The sequence below is a fragment of the Hyunsoonleella aestuarii genome, from assembly GCF_006148925.1.
GTDB lineage: Bacteria > Bacteroidota > Bacteroidia > Flavobacteriales > Flavobacteriaceae > Algibacter_D > Algibacter_D aestuarii.
On the sequence record NZ_VAWB01000002.1, the window covers coordinates 541,397 to 558,771 of the forward strand.

The 17,375-nt window shown below is 33.7% G+C and carries 9 protein-coding genes; 6 read left to right on the forward strand and 3 right to left on the reverse strand.

The annotated features are described in order from the left end of the window. Window positions 1–50: 50 nt before the first annotated feature. Window positions 51–1,856 (reverse strand): T9SS type A sorting domain-containing protein, encoded by a 1,806-nt coding sequence (locus tag FEF17_RS12155; protein ID WP_139002666.1) that lies wholly within the window; start codon window positions 1,854–1,856, stop codon window positions 51–53. A 507-nt stretch (window positions 1,857–2,363) separates the two neighbouring features. On the opposite strand from FEF17_RS12155, the gene FEF17_RS12160 reads away from it, so the two are divergent. Further along, window positions 2,364–3,743 (forward strand): T9SS type A sorting domain-containing protein, encoded by a 1,380-nt coding sequence (locus tag FEF17_RS12160; RefSeq protein ID WP_139002667.1) that lies wholly within the window; start codon window positions 2,364–2,366, stop codon window positions 3,741–3,743. Between the two features lie 79 nt (window positions 3,744–3,822). On the opposite strand, the gene FEF17_RS12165 is transcribed toward FEF17_RS12160, so the two are convergent. Beyond that, the gene (locus FEF17_RS12165) at window positions 3,823–8,295 is read right to left on the reverse strand and encodes a T9SS type A sorting domain-containing protein (protein ID WP_139002668.1); all 4,473 of its coding nucleotides are present in this window, start codon (window positions 8,293–8,295) and stop codon (window positions 3,823–3,825) included. 578 nt (window positions 8,296–8,873) lie between these two features. On the opposite strand from FEF17_RS12165, the gene FEF17_RS12170 reads away from it, so the two are divergent. Further along, on the forward strand, window positions 8,874–10,259 hold the full coding sequence (locus FEF17_RS12170) for a TlpA family protein disulfide reductase (protein ID WP_139002669.1): 1,386 nt from the start codon (window positions 8,874–8,876) through the stop codon (window positions 10,257–10,259). A 46-nt stretch (window positions 10,260–10,305) separates the two neighbouring features. Here the strand turns inward: FEF17_RS12170 and FEF17_RS12175 are convergent, their stop codons facing one another. Then, on the reverse strand, window positions 10,306–11,862 hold the full coding sequence (locus FEF17_RS12175; RefSeq protein WP_139002670.1) for an NAD(P)H-hydrate dehydratase: 1,557 nt from the start codon (window positions 11,860–11,862) through the stop codon (window positions 10,306–10,308). A gap of 344 nt (window positions 11,863–12,206) precedes the next feature. Here FEF17_RS12175 and thrA point away from each other — a divergent pair, with 344 nt between their 5' ends. The 4 genes from thrA to FEF17_RS12195 all read left to right on the forward strand — a co-directional run bounded on the left by thrA (window position 12,207) and on the right by FEF17_RS12195 (window position 17,329). Continuing rightward, window positions 12,207–14,651, forward strand: a complete 2,445-nt coding sequence (gene thrA, locus FEF17_RS12180; RefSeq protein ID WP_139002671.1) for a bifunctional aspartate kinase/homoserine dehydrogenase I — start codon at window positions 12,207–12,209, stop codon at window positions 14,649–14,651. Window positions 14,652–14,729: 78 nt separating this feature from the next. After that, complete coding sequence (locus tag FEF17_RS12185; RefSeq protein WP_211342484.1) at window positions 14,730–15,653, forward strand: homoserine kinase; 924 nt, start codon at window positions 14,730–14,732, stop codon at window positions 15,651–15,653. Window positions 15,654–15,740: 87 nt separating this feature from the next. Beyond that, window positions 15,741–17,033: a threonine synthase gene (gene thrC / locus FEF17_RS12190; protein ID WP_139002672.1), complete on the forward strand. Its 1,293-nt coding sequence runs from the start codon at window positions 15,741–15,743 to the stop codon at window positions 17,031–17,033. Between the two features lie 53 nt (window positions 17,034–17,086). Beyond that, window positions 17,087–17,329, forward strand: a complete 243-nt coding sequence (locus tag FEF17_RS12195) for a CBU_0592 family membrane protein (protein WP_139002673.1) — start codon at window positions 17,087–17,089, stop codon at window positions 17,327–17,329. The last annotated feature ends 46 nt before the right edge of the window (window positions 17,330–17,375 follow it).

The following is a 17,375-nucleotide window of genomic DNA, read 5'->3' on the forward strand; positions in this document are numbered from 1 at the left end:
GTGCCTAAATAATAAAATAGAAATTATAGATAATTACTTACCGTAACCTTCTAGTTTATAATTATTTTCTTAGTAACTGTTCCTATTTCAGAATTAAGTTTCACCAAATAGATACCGCGAGAATATTGAGATACATTTATTGTATTCACTCTAGAATTATTAACAAGGTCTAATTTATAAACCTCTTTACCAAGTATATTAAAAATCCTTATTTTACTTATATTTTGATAGCCGCTATTTTTAATATGTAGAGCATCTTTTACTGGATTTGGAAATATTGTAATGTCTTGATCAAGTTCTTCATCGGCTAATGAAAGTCCTGGGTTTCCGCCAGAACAAGCGTGATTTATAGTTAAAGACTGACTGCATATACCACTTGATGAACTTCTATTTTGAATGTCTTGAGAACCCATTATATCTTCATTACTTAAACCTCTTAACATTTCACCACTAGATAAGGAATAATGCATAACTACATTTGTATCAATTACATGTCCCAATTGATGTGCATGCCCTAACTCATGTACTGTAACACTTTCAAAATCTACCTCTCCTGATTGAGGATTGTTAGTTTCGAAATTCCAATTAATAGCATCGTTAAAAATTATATCTGTATCTGTAACATACCACTTAATTTGTCCATCTTGATAACAGGCAGAATACGCTGAAAATGTTTGCCCTAGTGTGCTAAGCGGTAAGGTTCCAAAAGTTACAAGATTAACACCGTCATACGAATCTAATGTTGACGTCGTTGTAGTTGACCCCACTATCCAGTTCATACCAGACTCACAGCTCCAGGTTTCCATAGCACTTTCGAATGGAGCCATGGCTTCTGAGGTGCTAAAACCTTCATTAATTGTCCAGCTCATACCTCCCATTCCGTTTAAATCTATATGTTGGGTTTGGAAATCTTCGTCGCCAGAGCCTATATCATAAGCTAAATTAATTTGCGAATAGTCTATTGTTAAGCTTGTATTGGATTCAATAGATCCATTTGAAGGTGTATTAACCATAAATGTACCGGTTCCAGCTTCATCTGGGATTTCTACCTCAATTTTTGAGTCAGTCCAACTTAAGACTTGATTATCTAGCGCATCAGTATGCAATGCACCTCCATAATTAGCGTTACTAAACCCTACAGTTCCTTTAATGGTCCCAAAACCAGATCCATTAATAGTTAAAACACTCTTGGTTCCTGCGGAGTTTTCCGTTGCACTAAAAGATGCAATAGCTGGCGCCATAATAGACTTGCTGCTGTTAGTTTTAGTAAAAGTGCTAATATCTTTATTTAATACAAAATCGTTAACTATAACTGGTTGTTTACCACTATAAGAAATAATTTCATTGTAAAAGACATCTTTTATATTATCTATAATAGAGAACATATTGCTTACTCTATCATTTCGTTCATCATATTTATAAAATCCTTGGTTTGCTCCCAACGAATTAAATTTTGAAAATGAAATAGCTGATTTATTTTGAGTACTACTAGATTTAGTTTTTTCTAACATAAAAACACCTTTATCTCCTTTTCTAAGATTTAAACTATGTGATACTACTACAGCCTTCATATCTACAACACCACCTGCCGTAATAATCTCTATAGATTCTGAAATTAATTCCCCCTTAAATACTTTGTATACTTTAATAATATTAGAGGTTGAAATCCTTGAATGAGTGTTATCCAAATAAGATTTTTTTGAAATCACCTCACCTTCAATAATGGCATCTGATAACTCTATTTGTTTGTCAATTGAAATTTTATTAATCAAATTATGGTCTCGACTTTGACTATATAAGGAAGAAATAGAAAAAAAGAGACATACAATACTCAGTTTAAAGTAATACTTAGTCATAATATGGTAGATTTGGGATAACTAAACTACAAAATTATGACATATTATCCGATAAAAAAGTATTTAATCGATGAAATACGTTTATTTTAACAAATTATGTAAGAAAAAGAATATAATAACTATAAATATATGTTGGTTAATTATTTTCCAAGTTACAATACCACAGTTTACAGAATAGTTAGTGGTTAAATGTATTAAACTTGAATAATCTATAATGATAGCTTATTTTATAATAGCAAATAGCCTGGAATTCATTTTATCTAAAAATGAAAACTAGCGCATTAATGAGCATTTAAAATTTATACACTTCTTAAAGTCAAGATATTAACTAAACTGTTCAATTTTCAAATAATGTAGAATTCAATATTTAAATCAAAAACAACTAAATTATACATATTTTCTTACTTTATAGTGCATATATTATGCATTTTATCGATAAAATGACATATTATTAGGTTTAAATGTTATAATACTTTTATATTTATCCCAAATCTTAACCTATTTATTATGAAAAAAATTACGTTCATTTTAGCATTGTTTGTGCTAATGCCAACTTTTTTTTGTCAAGCACAACTTTTTAGTTCTAAGAAAAGTATTAATAATTCTACTGGAAACTTACCAAGTGTAATTGATTCTGGCAATTTAGATAATGATTCCAATATAGATATTGTAATAGGCACTACTTATGGTGGTACTATTGAATGGTATAAGAATAATGGAAATGGAACTTTTAGTTTACAAACATTAGTTACTTCTACACTTACTGGAGTACTTGGATTGGCTATAGCCGATCTAGACAACGATTTAGATAATGATATAGTGGCATCTTCATATTTTTCAGGACAAGTTGTCTGGTATGAAAATGATGGTTCTGGAAATTTTGGCTCAGCGCAACTAATTGCCTCTGGCATTGGTGAAGCTGGAACTGTTAAAGTTGGAAAGATTGATAATAATAATACTATTGATGTTGTAGTTGCTGCAGGAGCATCTGGTGAGGTTAGATGGTTTTCAAATAATGGAAATGGCACATTTACCAGTAGTTATGTTGTTGGAAACAATGGATTAACACCACGAAGTATTGATTTGGCTGATTTTAATGGTGATGGAGATTTAGATGTTGTTGTTGGCTTTAGGGATACTCAAAATGTTGAACTTTATGAAAATCAACTGGCAAATAGTGGTTCAACTACTTTTTTGAGGGATGCGAACGGTTCTATTTCATCTAGTAATTCAGATCTAAACGAAGTTTCTTTTGGTGATGTGGATAATGATAATAATCTCGACATTATTAAAGTAAATAAAAACGGCATGACTTCATGGTATAAAAAAGAAAGTAATGGTACTTTTAGTGAACATAATTTATCAACAACATATAGTAAACCAGCTACAGCAATGGTAGCAGATTACGATGATGACTCTACAAACGATATCATTGTTGGGTATGCAAATAGTGGAACCGACCCATTGACATGGCGCGACAACTCTGGTCCAGAGTCATTAATTGATAATACCCAAGACGATATAAACCAAATTACAATAAATGATTTTGATGGTGATGGTGATTTAGATGTTGCTAGTATCTCTCAAGGTCAAAATGATTTAAATTGGTTTGAAAATTTAACTTATTCGCCATCTTTAAGTGTAGTAAACAAAAATATTACGTCGTTTAAAGTTTATCCGAATCCAGCTAAAAATGAAATCAATTTTCAAGTAAATAATTTTAGCAATAATTTTAATGTTGATATTTTTAATGTAACTGGTAAAAAAATAATAGAAGCCACCATTAGTATTGGAAATCCTAAGTTGGATATTTCTAGTTTATCCAAAGGTGTTTATCTATTAAATATTAAAGATTTTAGCACAACCTTAAAGTTTGTAAAACTGTAAGTTAAATACAGAGTTTTAAGTAAAAAAAAAGGAGTGGTTGTAAACCACTCCTTTTTTTTTTTTGATTAATTAATATTTACTATTGCGGACTAGAAGATACTATCTTCTTAACAACAGTTCCTTCTTTAGTTGTTAATCTTACAAAGTACATCTGGTTATCCATTCTTGAAAGATTAATTTTAGAGGTATCCACGGTACCTTTAATGTAATGTGTATTATCAGAATATCTGATTAACGCACCTTTCATATCGAATACTTCAATCTTAACATCAGTATCGTAATCGAATGAATACTTAATATTCACTTCTTGATCGAATGGTACTGGGTAAGCCTTGAAGTCTAAAGTTTTAGACAACGAATCGTCTGTACTAGGAGGATTACAAGTGCCTTCTTCTATGCCACAACCACATTCACCTGGAGATGTTTTATTAGCATCGTCAGGACATCCGTCACAACCATCTGGTAAGCCATCACCGTCTGTGTCTATAGTATCATCAAATCCTGGGCAAATATCTACATCACCACAGACACCATCACCATCTGCATCATTGAACGGATCATTTGGACATACATCGCAAATATCACCGATGCCATCGCCATCAGTATCTAATTGATTTTCATTATCATCATTTGGACAGTTATCACAGGCATCACCGTAAGAATCGGTGTCTGAATTAGCTTGATCCATATTAGCTACGGACGGACAATTATCACATGGATAATCTTCCACACTATCACCATCGCTATCATTATTCAGGCAGCTAGTATTTTCTCCAGAGAATGAAATCATCCCATTTTCGTTGTCAGATAGTATTTCACTCATACTAGTGCACATACAAAGTACTTGACAAGTCACTGCATGAGCAATAACATATATTGGTCCTGTTACATCAGTAACTTTAACACTATAGTTTCTTACATAACCTAAGTTAGATGGATTGTAAGGATATTGGCCAGGTGCCACTGTATTTGTCCCATTTTTCTTTGGATATGGATCACAACCCACATATACATGAGCTTCGCTCATTACATATCCTGGTTCCTCAATATCATAAGTAACTGTTACCATACCATTCGAATAATTAACAATAACATCACCAACATTAGTTCCTTTACCAGTATCGCATTGCGCCGCTCCTGCATATAAAGGCATTGTGTATTCACCTTCGCATTCTAGATAATTAGTCCAACCCCATCTTCTAAAGTCTGGGATAAAGCAATTAGCTCCTTCATCGTCCATAGCGAAGGCTGTTTCACATTCACCAACTAAATCCCACTCTTCAACATATTCAACTGTAACCGTTTGAGCTGCATTACCAGCGCAGTCTGATTTATTAAATACATACTCATAGGTTGCAGAACATTCATCTGAACCTATAAGATTTTTATAGGCTTTTATAGGCTCTCCACTATCACAATTATCACTCCAAGTAGTTTCCAAATACTCCGGTACATCTCCGTTACATACATAACCATCAGGCAGAGGAGTAATTGTTGGAGCTATCGTATCATCAATTGTATAAACATGTGCCCATGTATCACTGTTTCCTTCACAGTCTGTATAAGTCCAAGTGTATGTACGAGTACCTTCACAAGTGATAGGGTCTGGATCGTCTGTAATTACTGGACCTGTTGGTGTAAGAACATTTCCACAATTGTCATTGACTGACGGAGGTGTAATACCATTTCCATTTGCATTTACCTCACACTCGACTGTGGACGCTCCATTTGCATCTAATACCTCAAACCCTTCGTACTCAATCGTTACTGTGTGTACATAATCTTGAGTGTTTCCTTCACAATCTGTATATGTCCAAGTGTAGGTAATGTCACCTTCACATACTGGACTTGCAGATACAACTACAGCACCAGGCTGTAATATATTACCACAGTTATCTTTTACCTCTGGTAATGTTGGTGGAACAATGTCTGCCTCACAGGCAACAGTAGCGCTCGTTGGTGTAATTGCTCCAAACGGCTCGTACTCAATCGTTACTGTGTGTACATAATCTTGAGTGTTTCCTTCACAATCTGTATATGTCCAAGTGTAGGTAATGTCACCTTCACATACTGGACTTGCAGATACAACTACAGCACCAGGCTGTAATATATTACCACAGTTATCTTTTACCTCTGGTAATGTTGGTGGAACAATGTCTGCCTCACAGGCAACAGTAGCGCTCGTTGGTGTAATTGCTCCAAACGGCTCGTACTCAATCGTTACTGTGTGTACATAATCTTGAGTGTTTCCTTCACAATCTGTATATGTCCAAGTGTAGGTAATGTCACCTTCACATACTGGACTTGCAGATACAACTACAGCACCAGGCTGTAATATATTACCACAGTTATCTTTTACCTCTGGTAATGTTGGTGGAACAATGTCTGCCTCACAGGCAACAGTAGCGCTCGTTGGTGTAATTGCTCCAAACGGCTCGTACTCTACATTTATAGTTTGAGTAACATCAATGAATTTACCACAGTTATCTGTAACTCTATATGTTCTAGTTATAGTAGGTTCACATGGATCATTATCAGATTCATCTTTTACCCAAGTTACCGTTGGAGTTCCACAATTATCAGCTGCATCAATAACAACATTTATATTAGGGTCTGGAATATTATCTATACAAGCTACAGTAATACCCTGTGGGTTTGAAGCAGTAGGGTCCTCATTGTCAGCAGCAACAGTAAAAGTCCTCGTACAACATTCAATTTGCCCACACTCATCACTTGCCACATAATGAACTGTTAACGAACCACCATTACATACAAAACTTGTAAAATCATAACTTCCTGTGTACTCAGTTCCATCGGAAACACAATCACCATTTATGGTTCCTCCAATATAAATTTTTTCAGTAACTATTCCTACTCCATTAGAGTTCGTGAACAAATCAACAAAATCATCAAATGCATCACTAATTCCTTGTTCAGATAAACAAGCTCCCAAATCTGGATCTGTAGGACATGTAATACTTAAATCTGAACCTGGCTCTGAATCAATAGAAGCTGTACTAAAACAACTAGAATCTGGTAATCCTGTAATAGAATCGATGGTTCCTGCAGTTGCATAAACCGTATAAGTTCCTGCTTCAGTAACCACAAACTGATTCCCTGTTACTCCTGTGTAAACACCATCTTTAAACCAACTATAAGTAATAATTAACTGGCCTGGATTAATTAAACTTGCCGTTAATACAGTATTTCCTGCAACGCAATTTTCTGCAATTTGAGGTTCAATTTCTAAAGTATCACCAAAATCAAAAGGACCTACTAAATCTTTAAGTTCCGCAACAAATGAATCGGAAGAACGCGTTTTTACTAAGAAGCTTCCAAAAGGGCTTTCACATTGTTCTCCAGCATCGGCATTACTATCTAAACCAAATGCTGTCGCATTAATGGCTATTTCTGCAAATCCAAATTGTGGATATAACCCATCATCAGATATATCTCCTCCTCTATCTATTGTTGGCCAAGGTGTTCCCTCAACCGCACTATCAGCATTTACTTGAGCCCAAATAGCAGTAGCTCCTCCTTTAGGAACAATTTGAGCATAGCCATAGGTGCCAGCATCTAAACCACCATCATAATAATCAAAACCGCCATTTCCATCTCCAAATAAGAATGGTAAATTTGGTCTATCATTTAAAAGTTCTAACTCAGCTTGACCAATACCTACTAAATCAATCCAAACAAACACGCGAATATCTGCTACATTACCTCCGTTAGTGTAATTAACAGATAAAATAATATCTCCTAATTGCGATGGAATACCATCAGCCTCAAATTCAAATGCAGTATGACCACCTTGTTGGCCATAACTTGGATCTTCGTAAACAATGGATTCATTCTCAACTTTTATTTTACCTCTAAAATATTCAAAATCAATATAACTAGTACCATCTTGACTACGCGTGGAGGCTCCAACAAAAGCAAATTCTTGCCCAGCGAATGCACCACCAAATGGGGCTTCTCTTCTTAAATGGGCATATACATCAATAATATCATTTTTTTGAGGAACATCACCATTTTTAATGGTCCAAGTCATTGGATTTTGTATGTTCTTATCACTGGTTGCTCCAAAAACAGTCCCGTCTTTAAATTTACCATTAGTGCGCTGATCTCTTGCATATAATCCATCAATCCAAGTTCTAAAAGTGACAGGATCAACCCAAAATGGCTCTTGTGACATATCCAATCTTACAGCGATATTCTCTCCAGTATCTAAACCACTGGGATAGATGGAAGTATCTATTACACCCAGTCCTGGTGCTCCGTTCATATAGTCGAACCAATCGTCGGTCCCGGATGCCGGTAAATTGCTAAAGGAAAGAACGTCGGCTTCAACATCTGCATCAACGCCAAACCCTGCAATTGGATCTGTTTGGAGCGGAACAGCTTGAGCCATTAAATTACTTACACTCAACAAAAAAAGCATAACTACAGCTAAACTGGTTATACTTTTAAATGTTTTTCTTAGTAAACTAAGACAACACGCCATTAAATTTAAAGAGGTTTCACTCTTTGGTTTTTGGGTAAAATTGTACATTAACATAACATTTTGGTTTAATTAATAAATGATGTCAACATAAATTCGGTCTAAACAACAAATGCCGGTTCTACAAAGTAAAACCAACTAAAAGTTGTCAAGTAAAAGGTAAGACGAGGGCATCTTTAATTTGCTATTAATCAAGTATGCTCTTAAAATAAAATAAGTGAAATGAAGTAAAATTGTAGATACGAGGGTAATCCAAATGTACCAAATAAAAATGCTTAATACAACTTGTGTTTTTCACTTTTAGATTATCCGCATAAAAGTTTAGACCATCTACATTCAATAGTTTTTTATTGAATAATTTTTAGATAAACCCACATTTTTATTCGATAATCTGTTTTTTTTTTAAATATGTTGAAAACATAATAATCTAACAGCCCCTATAATTGTTAATATTTACTAAAATATAACTCCCTTAATCCTACGAATTATTACATTCGCTTAAATTTTTTTAAAAATGAAATAAGCCATAACTAGAAGTTGATAACAATCGAAATGATTGTTGGCGAATTACATTTCTGTGCTGAGCAATGTCGAAGCATGACCGATAAAAAACAATAAAATTTAAACAGATGAAAAATTTCTTTTTTTTAACTTTTGTAATCCTAGCTATTGTATCCTGTAAAAATGAGAAAAGTGATAAAAAAGTGGATTATGCTATTATCTCTGGAATCATTAAAAACAAACCTATTGGAGAGCTAACTATTAATAGCTACGACAGAACTTTTAGTGAACCTATTAAAGTTGCTGATGACGGAAGTTTCGTTGATACATTGAAGATTAAAACGAATTCTTACGTTCTTTTTGACAGCAAGAATCCTGTATTTCTTCGTCTTACAAAAGGAGATAACTTAAAAATTGACTACGATGCCAATGATTTCGAAAACTCTTTAACTTTATCTGGGCAAGGTGCTTACGTAAACAAGTATTTATTAGCAAAAATGAAAACTGAAAAAAGTTTTTTAGGGAATCGTTTTGAGACCTACAAGCTAAATGAAACCGATTTTAAAGCTAAATATAATGATCTTAAAAATTCAAGTTTAGAATTGATGAATAGTTCGGAGGGCCTTGATGAAGCGTTTAAAGCATTAGAAGAAAAAGACCTACACTATTATTATTTGGCTAGGTTGAATGAATACGAAAACTACCGCCGTTATGTTACTAAAGATGATACGTTTAATATTTCTGAGGACTTTTTAAATGATTTAGATAACCTGGATTATACTAACGAAAAAGATTTTGAATTCTCACAGAATTATAAAGGCTTAGTAAATAGTCATTACAAAGATTTAGCTGATAAATTAGCTAAAAATGATTCCATTGATAATGACATTGCCTTTTTAAAAACTTTGGGTTCAATTGAGAGTGAAGCTATTAAAAATGGATTGTTATTCGATTTTGCAAATAACTCCATGAGCTACTCCAAGGACATTGATGCTTTCTACAGTTTATATGCGAATAACTCCAGCAATTCCGAAAATAACTTAGTTGTAAAAGAGAAGTATGACAAATTAATGGCACTTGCCCAAGGACGACCATCTCCAAAGTTTTTCGATTATGTTAACTATAAGGGTGGTACCACATCTTTAGATGATTTAAAGGGTAAGTATGTTTATGTTGATGTATGGGCTACATGGTGCGGTCCATGTAAACGTGAAATTCCTTATTTAAAGGAAGTTGAAAATAAATATCATGATAAGAATATTGAATTTGTTAGTGTTTCTATTGATAAAGCTGCGGATAGCGACAAGTGGAAAAATATGATTGAAGATAAAGAGTTAGGTGGTATGCAGCTGTTTGCAGATAATGATTGGAATTCAAAATTTGTTAAAGACTACCAAATTCAGGGGATTCCTCGATTTATATTAATTGATGCTGAAGGAAACATTGTAAATGCCAATGCACCTAGACCGTCTGATCCTAAATTAGTGGACTTATTTACTGAACTCAATATCTAATTGATTATATAATTTAAATAAAAAAAGCCGCTGGAAGCGGCTTTTTTTATTCTTCCGCATCGGCAGTATCATCAGTTTCTTGAATATTTTCTGGCTGTTTAAATAAATCAATAAAAGCTTCACCTAAATAATCAATTATATGGCTAGCAACTAGACTTTGGTAGCCAAAATATTCAACAGCGATATCAGCGGATTTACCATGTAAAAAGACGCCAAAAATAGCCGCAACAGAAGGATGATAACCTTGAGCTATTAAACCCGTTATAATACCTGTTAATACATCACCAGATCCGGCAGTCGCCATTCCCGGATTTCCAGTGGTGTTAACATATAACTTGTCATCAAAAATAATGATGGTATTTGCACCTTTAATTACAAGAATCGACTTATGCTTCTTTGAAAAGGCCTTGGCTTTTTTCAATTTATCAAAATCATCTGTCCATGAACCAATAAGTCTTTCTAATTCTTTTGGATGCGGCGTTAAAATAGACTCGTCTGGTAATAATTTTATTAGAGACTTCTTTTTAGAAAGTATATTTAAACCATCAGCATCAATAACCAAAGGGGCTGTATTATGCTTTAAAAAAGTCCCAAAGGCAGAAATGGTGTCATTATTAGTTCCAGCACCAATACCAAAAGCAATGACACTTGGTTTAATTTCAAAATCTATGGAAGTTATCTGTTCTTCGTCATTATCTGTTATAACCATAACCTCTGGCAACGCTGCTTGTATTGGTACATAACCACATTTTGGAACATAGGCCGTAACCAAACCAGAGCCTGCCGATAATGCTGCTCTACTAGTTAAACTTACTGCTCCAATTTTTCCATAACTACCTCCAATAATTAATGAATGACCAAAATTACCCTTATGAGAAAACTTATCTCTAGGAATATAATTAGGTAAAACTTCATGCTTGCCAATTAATTCAACATCTGTTTGGGTAGTTTGCAAAAACTCTGGATCTAAACCAATATCTAAAACTTCCCATTGAACAGTATATTTCGCGGTTTCAGGTAAAAAGAAAACTAATTTGGGCGAAGCAAAACTTAAGGTAAACCCAGCATAAACAACAGCATCTTCATTCTCAACGGCCTTATCTGTATAAAGTCCAGATGGTATATCCACAGATAAAGTAAACGCTTGAGTCTTTTTAAAATGAATAAATAATTCTTTAATCCAAGATTGCACTAGTCTATTAAGTCCTATTCCGAAAATGGCGTCTACAATAATATCGTCTCTATGCATTTCGGGAAAGTCTTCGGAACAACTTAACAATTCTGGCCAATTTTTAGTGACATTCTTCACGCGATCATAGTTGATTAAAAAATCTTTTGATCGTTTATCACTGCAATTAACAATATAGGTTTTTACGTTATAACCATGTGTAATTAAGTGTCGAGCTATCACCAAGCCATCTCCCCCATTGTTGCCAATGCCACAAAAAACATGAATAGGAACCTGTGCCCCTTGCATGCGTAAATGCATCCAATTAAAAATTTGAGTGCCCGCACGTTCCATTAAATCGGTTGATGAAATGCCTTGACGTTCGGTGGTTATTTTATCTCCTTCATAAATCTGCTCCTTAGAAAATATCTTCATCTCTTATTTTTTTATTATTGATTTTTCAGTTCTAGTTTATATTCGTTAGCATTATTAAACGAAAATTGATTCAGTATAAGAATATTGTAAAAAGTTTTGATTAGTTTTTTTATTAGGCTAAATGTAATACTTTTGGAGTGTATATATCAATACCATGAGTCCAAGTATTTTAAATACAATAGCAATTTTAGCTTTAAACCTTAAGGCTAATGCGTCTGTTTTAGGATTCAACACAAATATTACGACCCTTTGGGGTTGCTAATAATATACTCTTCAGGTAACTATTGTGGTTCAATTAATCACAAATTCATAAATATTATTTTTAACAAACAATTCATTAAAAAATGAAGGTTTTAAAATTCGGAGGGACTTCTGTAGGTTCTTCAAAAAATATAAATAACGTCATCAATATTTTAGAAGATTATTCTAAAAGTGATTCCATTATATGCGTAGTTTCTGCTGTTGGCGGAATTACAGATAAACTTTTACTTGCAGGTAAGCAAGCTCAAAATAAAGATCAATCTTTTCAGGAAACATTCAATTTAATTAAAGAAATTCATTTCGATATAATAAATGAATTAAATACCCAAAATAGTGAATCTATTTTAAGCTTTGTTGATGAAAAACTTAACGCTTTAAAAAGTTTATTAGAAGGTATTTTCTTAATTAACGAACTATCGCCTAAAACTTCCGATAAGCTCGTAACCTTTGGTGAAACCCTTTCTTCATTTATTATAGCAGAAACTATGAAAAATAGAAATATCTCTGCTGAAAGGAAAAATTCCCAAGAACTTATAATAACGAATTCCAACTTTACGAAGGCTGAAGTTGATTATACCGTAACCAATAAAAATATTCGAGAGTATTTTAAAACTGCATCACAAAGAATAACCATACTTCCAGGATTTATTTCTAAATCGGTTATTGGAGAACAAACCACGCTAGGTCGTGGGGGGTCGGATTTTACGGCAGCCATAATAGCAGCTGCTTTGAATGTAGAGCAATTAGAAATTTGGACTGATGTAAGTGGTATGTTCACTACCAATCCTAAAATGGTTAAGCAGGCCTACCCTATTGATAAAATATCGTATCAAGAAGCTATGGAATTATCACATTTTGGTGCTAAAGTACTATATCCCCCAACTGTGCAACCAGTTTTAGATTTAAATATCCCAATTCACATTAAAAATACACTGGCACCAAATGACAATGGTACCGTGATTTCTAATGATGATGTTAATAGTAGTAATCCTGTAAAAGGCATAAGTAATATTGGAAACATTGCTTTACTTACACTTCAGGGAAGTGGTATGGTGGGAATTCCTGGTTTTTCTAAACGATTATTTGAAACACTTTCTCAGGAAAAAATAAATGTTATTTTGATTACTCAAGCTTCATCAGAACATTCTATTTGCCTTGGTATAGATTCGAATGACGCTGAAAATGCAAAAATAGCTATTGACACAACATTCGAAAACGAAATAGCGCTTCATAAAATCGACCCTATTCTTGTTGAAACAGGACTTTCTATTATTGCTCTTGTTGGGGATAGCATGAAGAACCATCAAGGTATAAGTGGAAAAATGTTTAGCACCTTGGGTAAAAACAACATTAATATTAGAGCTATTGCTCAAGGTGCTTCAGAAAAAAATATCTCAGCCGTTATAGCTGATAACGATGTTAAAAAAGCATTAAATACCTTACACGAACAATTTTTCGAAGCTAAAACAAAACAGTTAAATGTATTCATTACGGGTGTTGGTAATGTAGGTGAACGTTTGGTCGAACAAATAAAACAACAGAAGAAATATTTAAAGGAAAACTTAAAAATAAGCCTTCGCGTTGCTGGATTATCCAATTCTAAAACCATGATATTTGATGAATCTGGTATCGATTTAAAAAATTGGAAAGAACAATTAGCCGAAGGAGAAAAAGCATCTTTAACTGGCTTTTTTGAAAAAACAAAAGCGCTTAATTTACGAAACAGTATATTCGTGGATGTCACGGCAAATTATGATGTGGCCAATTTATACGCTAATTATTTAAGGCAAAGTATTGCTGTAGTAGCTTGTAATAAAATTGCCTGCTCGAGTGATTTTGAAAACTATAAATTACTTAAGCGATTGTCATTAAAATATAATGCGCCTTTCTTATTCGAAACTAATGTAGGTGCTGGGTTACCTATAATTGATACTTTAGGCAACTTAATGGCTTCTGGGGATAAAATAACCTCTATCCAAGCGGTACTTTCGGGAAGTTTAAATTTCGTGTTCAACAATTTTAACGACCATACTAAATTTTACGACATTGTTAAACAAGCAGGCGCAGAAGGTTATACCGAACCAGATCCTCGAATTGACTTAAGCGGTGTTGATGTTGCTCGTAAAATATTGATTTTAGCCAGAGAAAGTGGTGTTGAAATGAATTTAGAAGATATTGAAAACACTTCATTCCTATCTGAAGCTGGATTAAAAAGTGATTCGGTTGATGATTTTTATCAAACTTTAATTGACGACGAAGCGCATTACCAAAATTTATATGCATCAGCTAAAAGCAATAATTGCCAACTAAAATATGTTGCAAAGTTTGATGGTGAAAACGCAAGTGTTGGTTTACAAGAAATTCCAGAAGGGCATCCTTTTTATAATTTGGAAGGTAGCGACAATATAGTGATGTTCTATACGCAACGTTACCCTAAACAACCAATGATTATTAAAGGTGCTGGTGCTGGTGCCGATGTAACGGCATCAGGCTTGTTTGCAGATATTATTAGATTGGCAAATGATTAGTTTTTTAAGAATATGGAATTACATAAAAGAAGCTCTAGTTACTGTTCCAGTGCACCGGAGAATTATTTAGTAGATATGATGAATGAAATTAAAATATTCTCCCCTGCAACTGTTGCTAATGTGGCATGTGGTTTCGACGTTTTAGGGTTTTGCCTAGATAATGTTGGGGACAACATGGTTATTAGAAAAACTGAAAAGAAAGGTATTTCTATTACCAATATTGAAGGTTTCGATTTACCCTATGAAACCGAGTTAAATGTAGCTGGTGTTTCCGCCTTAGCCATGTATGAAGTGTTAGATGTAGATTTCGGATTTGAAATAGAAATCTACAAAAACATAAAACCTGGAAGTGGCATTGGAAGCAGTGCTGCAAGTGCCGTTGGTAGCGTTTTTGGCATGAATGAACTCATAGGAAGACCTTTTAATACAACACAATTAACCGAATTCGCCATAAAAGGGGAAGCATTGGCTAGCAAGTGCGAGCATGCTGATAACTTAGCTCCTGCCCTATTTGGTGGGTTCACCTTAGTAAAAAGTGTATCGCCGTTGAAGATACTTGAAATTCCAACTCCAAATGAGTTGTATGCTACTATCATTCATCCACAGATAGAGATTAAAACCTCTGAGGCAAGAGCAATTCTTCCGTCTAAAGTAGCATTGAGTGATGCCATCGCCCAATGGGCCAATGTTGGTAGCTTGGTTCACGGATTACATACAAACGACTATAATTTAATTAAAGAGTCGTTACATGATGGTATTGTAGAACCTTACAGATGTAAATTGATTCCACATTTTAAGGAAATAAAAGAAAGTGCTTTAAATGTTGGAGCATTAGGCGTTGGGATATCTGGATCGGGTCCATCTATATTTTCATTAAATAAAGGATTAGAAACGGCAAATAAAGTGAAAGATGCGATGCAAAATGTATATAAAAATACAGGTATTGAATTTGATATACACGTATCAAAGATTAATACCGATGGAATTAAAATAATAGGATAAGTGTTATTGTCATTTTGAACACAAGTGAGGAATCCCATAATACACAAGTAATCAAAATATTCTTGCCTTTACAAGAAACAAACAAAAATGAAATACTACTCTTTAAATAAACAAGCGCCAGATTCAACATTTAAAAATGCAGTGATTAAAGGGCTTGCCCCAGATAAAGGTTTATACTTTCCTGAAAGCATTACACCTTTACCTCAATCATTTTTTGAGAATATTGATAATTTATCCAATACTGAAATTGCTTATGAAGCCATCAAACAATTTGTATGTCCAGAAATTCCTGAAGCAACTTTAAAAACAATTGTCGATGAAACGCTTTCTTTTGATTTCCCTGTTGTTAAATTAAATGACAACATTTCAACTTTAGAATTATTTCATGGACCTACCATGGCATTTAAAGATGTGGGCGCACGATTTATGGCACGCTGCTTAGGTTTTTTTAATAAAAATAACGATGAAGAAGTTACCGTTTTAGTGGCTACTTCTGGTGATACTGGTGGTGCTGTTGCAAATGGGTTTTTAGGTGTAAAAGGTGTTAATGTAGTTATTCTTTATCCTAGTGGTAAAGTAAGCGATATTCAAGAAAAGCAATTAACTACATTGGGTCAAAATATAAAAGCCTTGGAAGTTAATGGCACTTTCGATGATTGCCAAGCCATGGTAAAAACAGCTTTTTTAGATGAGTCCCTAACAAGTAAAATGCAGTTAACTTCTGCCAACTCTATTAATGTTGCTCGATGGTTGCCTCAGTTATTCTATTTTATGTTTGCATATAAGCAACTACATAATAAATATGAGGATATTGTGTTTTCTGTACCAAGCGGAAATTTCGGAAATATTTGTGCAGGCATGATGGCACAGCAGTTAGGACTGCCAATTAAACATTTTGTTGCTTCTAATAATGAAAACAACGTTGTAACTAGATACCTTATTTCGCAATTGTACGAACCAAAACCATCAGTTCAAACCATATCGAATGCTATGGACGTAGGTGCACCGAGTAATTTTATCCGTATTGAAGAAATCTATAAAAACAGATTTGAAACCTTAAAAACAAATTTGTCTTCTTATAGTTTTAGTGATAACGACACCAAGGCTGCTATGCTCGAAATTTATGATAACTATAATTACGTTGCCGATCCACATGGTGCTGTTGGATATTTAGGTTGCAAAACCTATTTAAAAGATAACCCAAATGTCCATTGTGTGTTTTTAGAAACAGCACATCCCACTAAGTTTTTAGATGTGGTTGAAGAGGTTATTAAGAAAGAACAATCTTTGCCTAAACAAATACAATCTGTTATGGGTAAAGACAAAGTATCTAAAGTTATTTCTTCGTATGAAGATTTAAAGGCTTTTTTATTGAATTAATCTTATTAATTCCCAAATGATACAAAATATATTTCTGAAGAAAATAATAAAACATGACTGAAGTAGACTGGATTGGTTTTTTAGGTGTTTTTCAAATACTACTCGCCTATTTTTTAAATGTTTTCGAGAAAATCTCTAAAAACGACTTATCATTTATACTTCTTAATCTTATTGGTGCATCAATGGCTTGTTTGGCTTCCGTTCTTTTAAAATATTGGCCTTTTATAATATTAGAAGCTATTTGGGCAATAGTGTCGTTGTATTCTCTTTTCAGGTTTAAGACTATATCAAACTGATTTAATCTACATGAATACTATCGGTTTCCACAATAATATAATAAAG

What these genes read in the sequence shown, in the direction of transcription:
- FEF17_RS12155 (WP_139002666.1), bottom strand. Translation starts at nt 1,856, where the DNA reads ATGACTAAGTATTACTTTAAACTGAGTATTGTATGTCTCTTTTTTTCT.
- FEF17_RS12160 (WP_139002667.1), top strand. Translation starts at nt 2,364, where the DNA reads ATGAAAAAAATTACGTTCATTTTAGCATTGTTTGTGCTAATGCCAACT.
- FEF17_RS12165 (WP_139002668.1), bottom strand. Translation starts at nt 8,295, where the DNA reads ATGTACAATTTTACCCAAAAACCAAAGAGTGAAACCTCTTTAAATTTA.
- FEF17_RS12170 (WP_139002669.1), top strand. Translation starts at nt 8,874, where the DNA reads ATGAAAAATTTCTTTTTTTTAACTTTTGTAATCCTAGCTATTGTATCC.
- FEF17_RS12175 (WP_139002670.1), bottom strand. Translation starts at nt 11,862, where the DNA reads ATGAAGATATTTTCTAAGGAGCAGATTTATGAAGGAGATAAAATAACC.
- thrA (WP_139002671.1), top strand. Translation starts at nt 12,207, where the DNA reads ATGAAGGTTTTAAAATTCGGAGGGACTTCTGTAGGTTCTTCAAAAAAT.
- FEF17_RS12185 (WP_211342484.1), top strand. Translation starts at nt 14,730, where the DNA reads ATGAATGAAATTAAAATATTCTCCCCTGCAACTGTTGCTAATGTGGCA.
- thrC (WP_139002672.1), top strand. Translation starts at nt 15,741, where the DNA reads ATGAAATACTACTCTTTAAATAAACAAGCGCCAGATTCAACATTTAAA.
- FEF17_RS12195 (WP_139002673.1), top strand. Translation starts at nt 17,087, where the DNA reads ATGACTGAAGTAGACTGGATTGGTTTTTTAGGTGTTTTTCAAATACTA.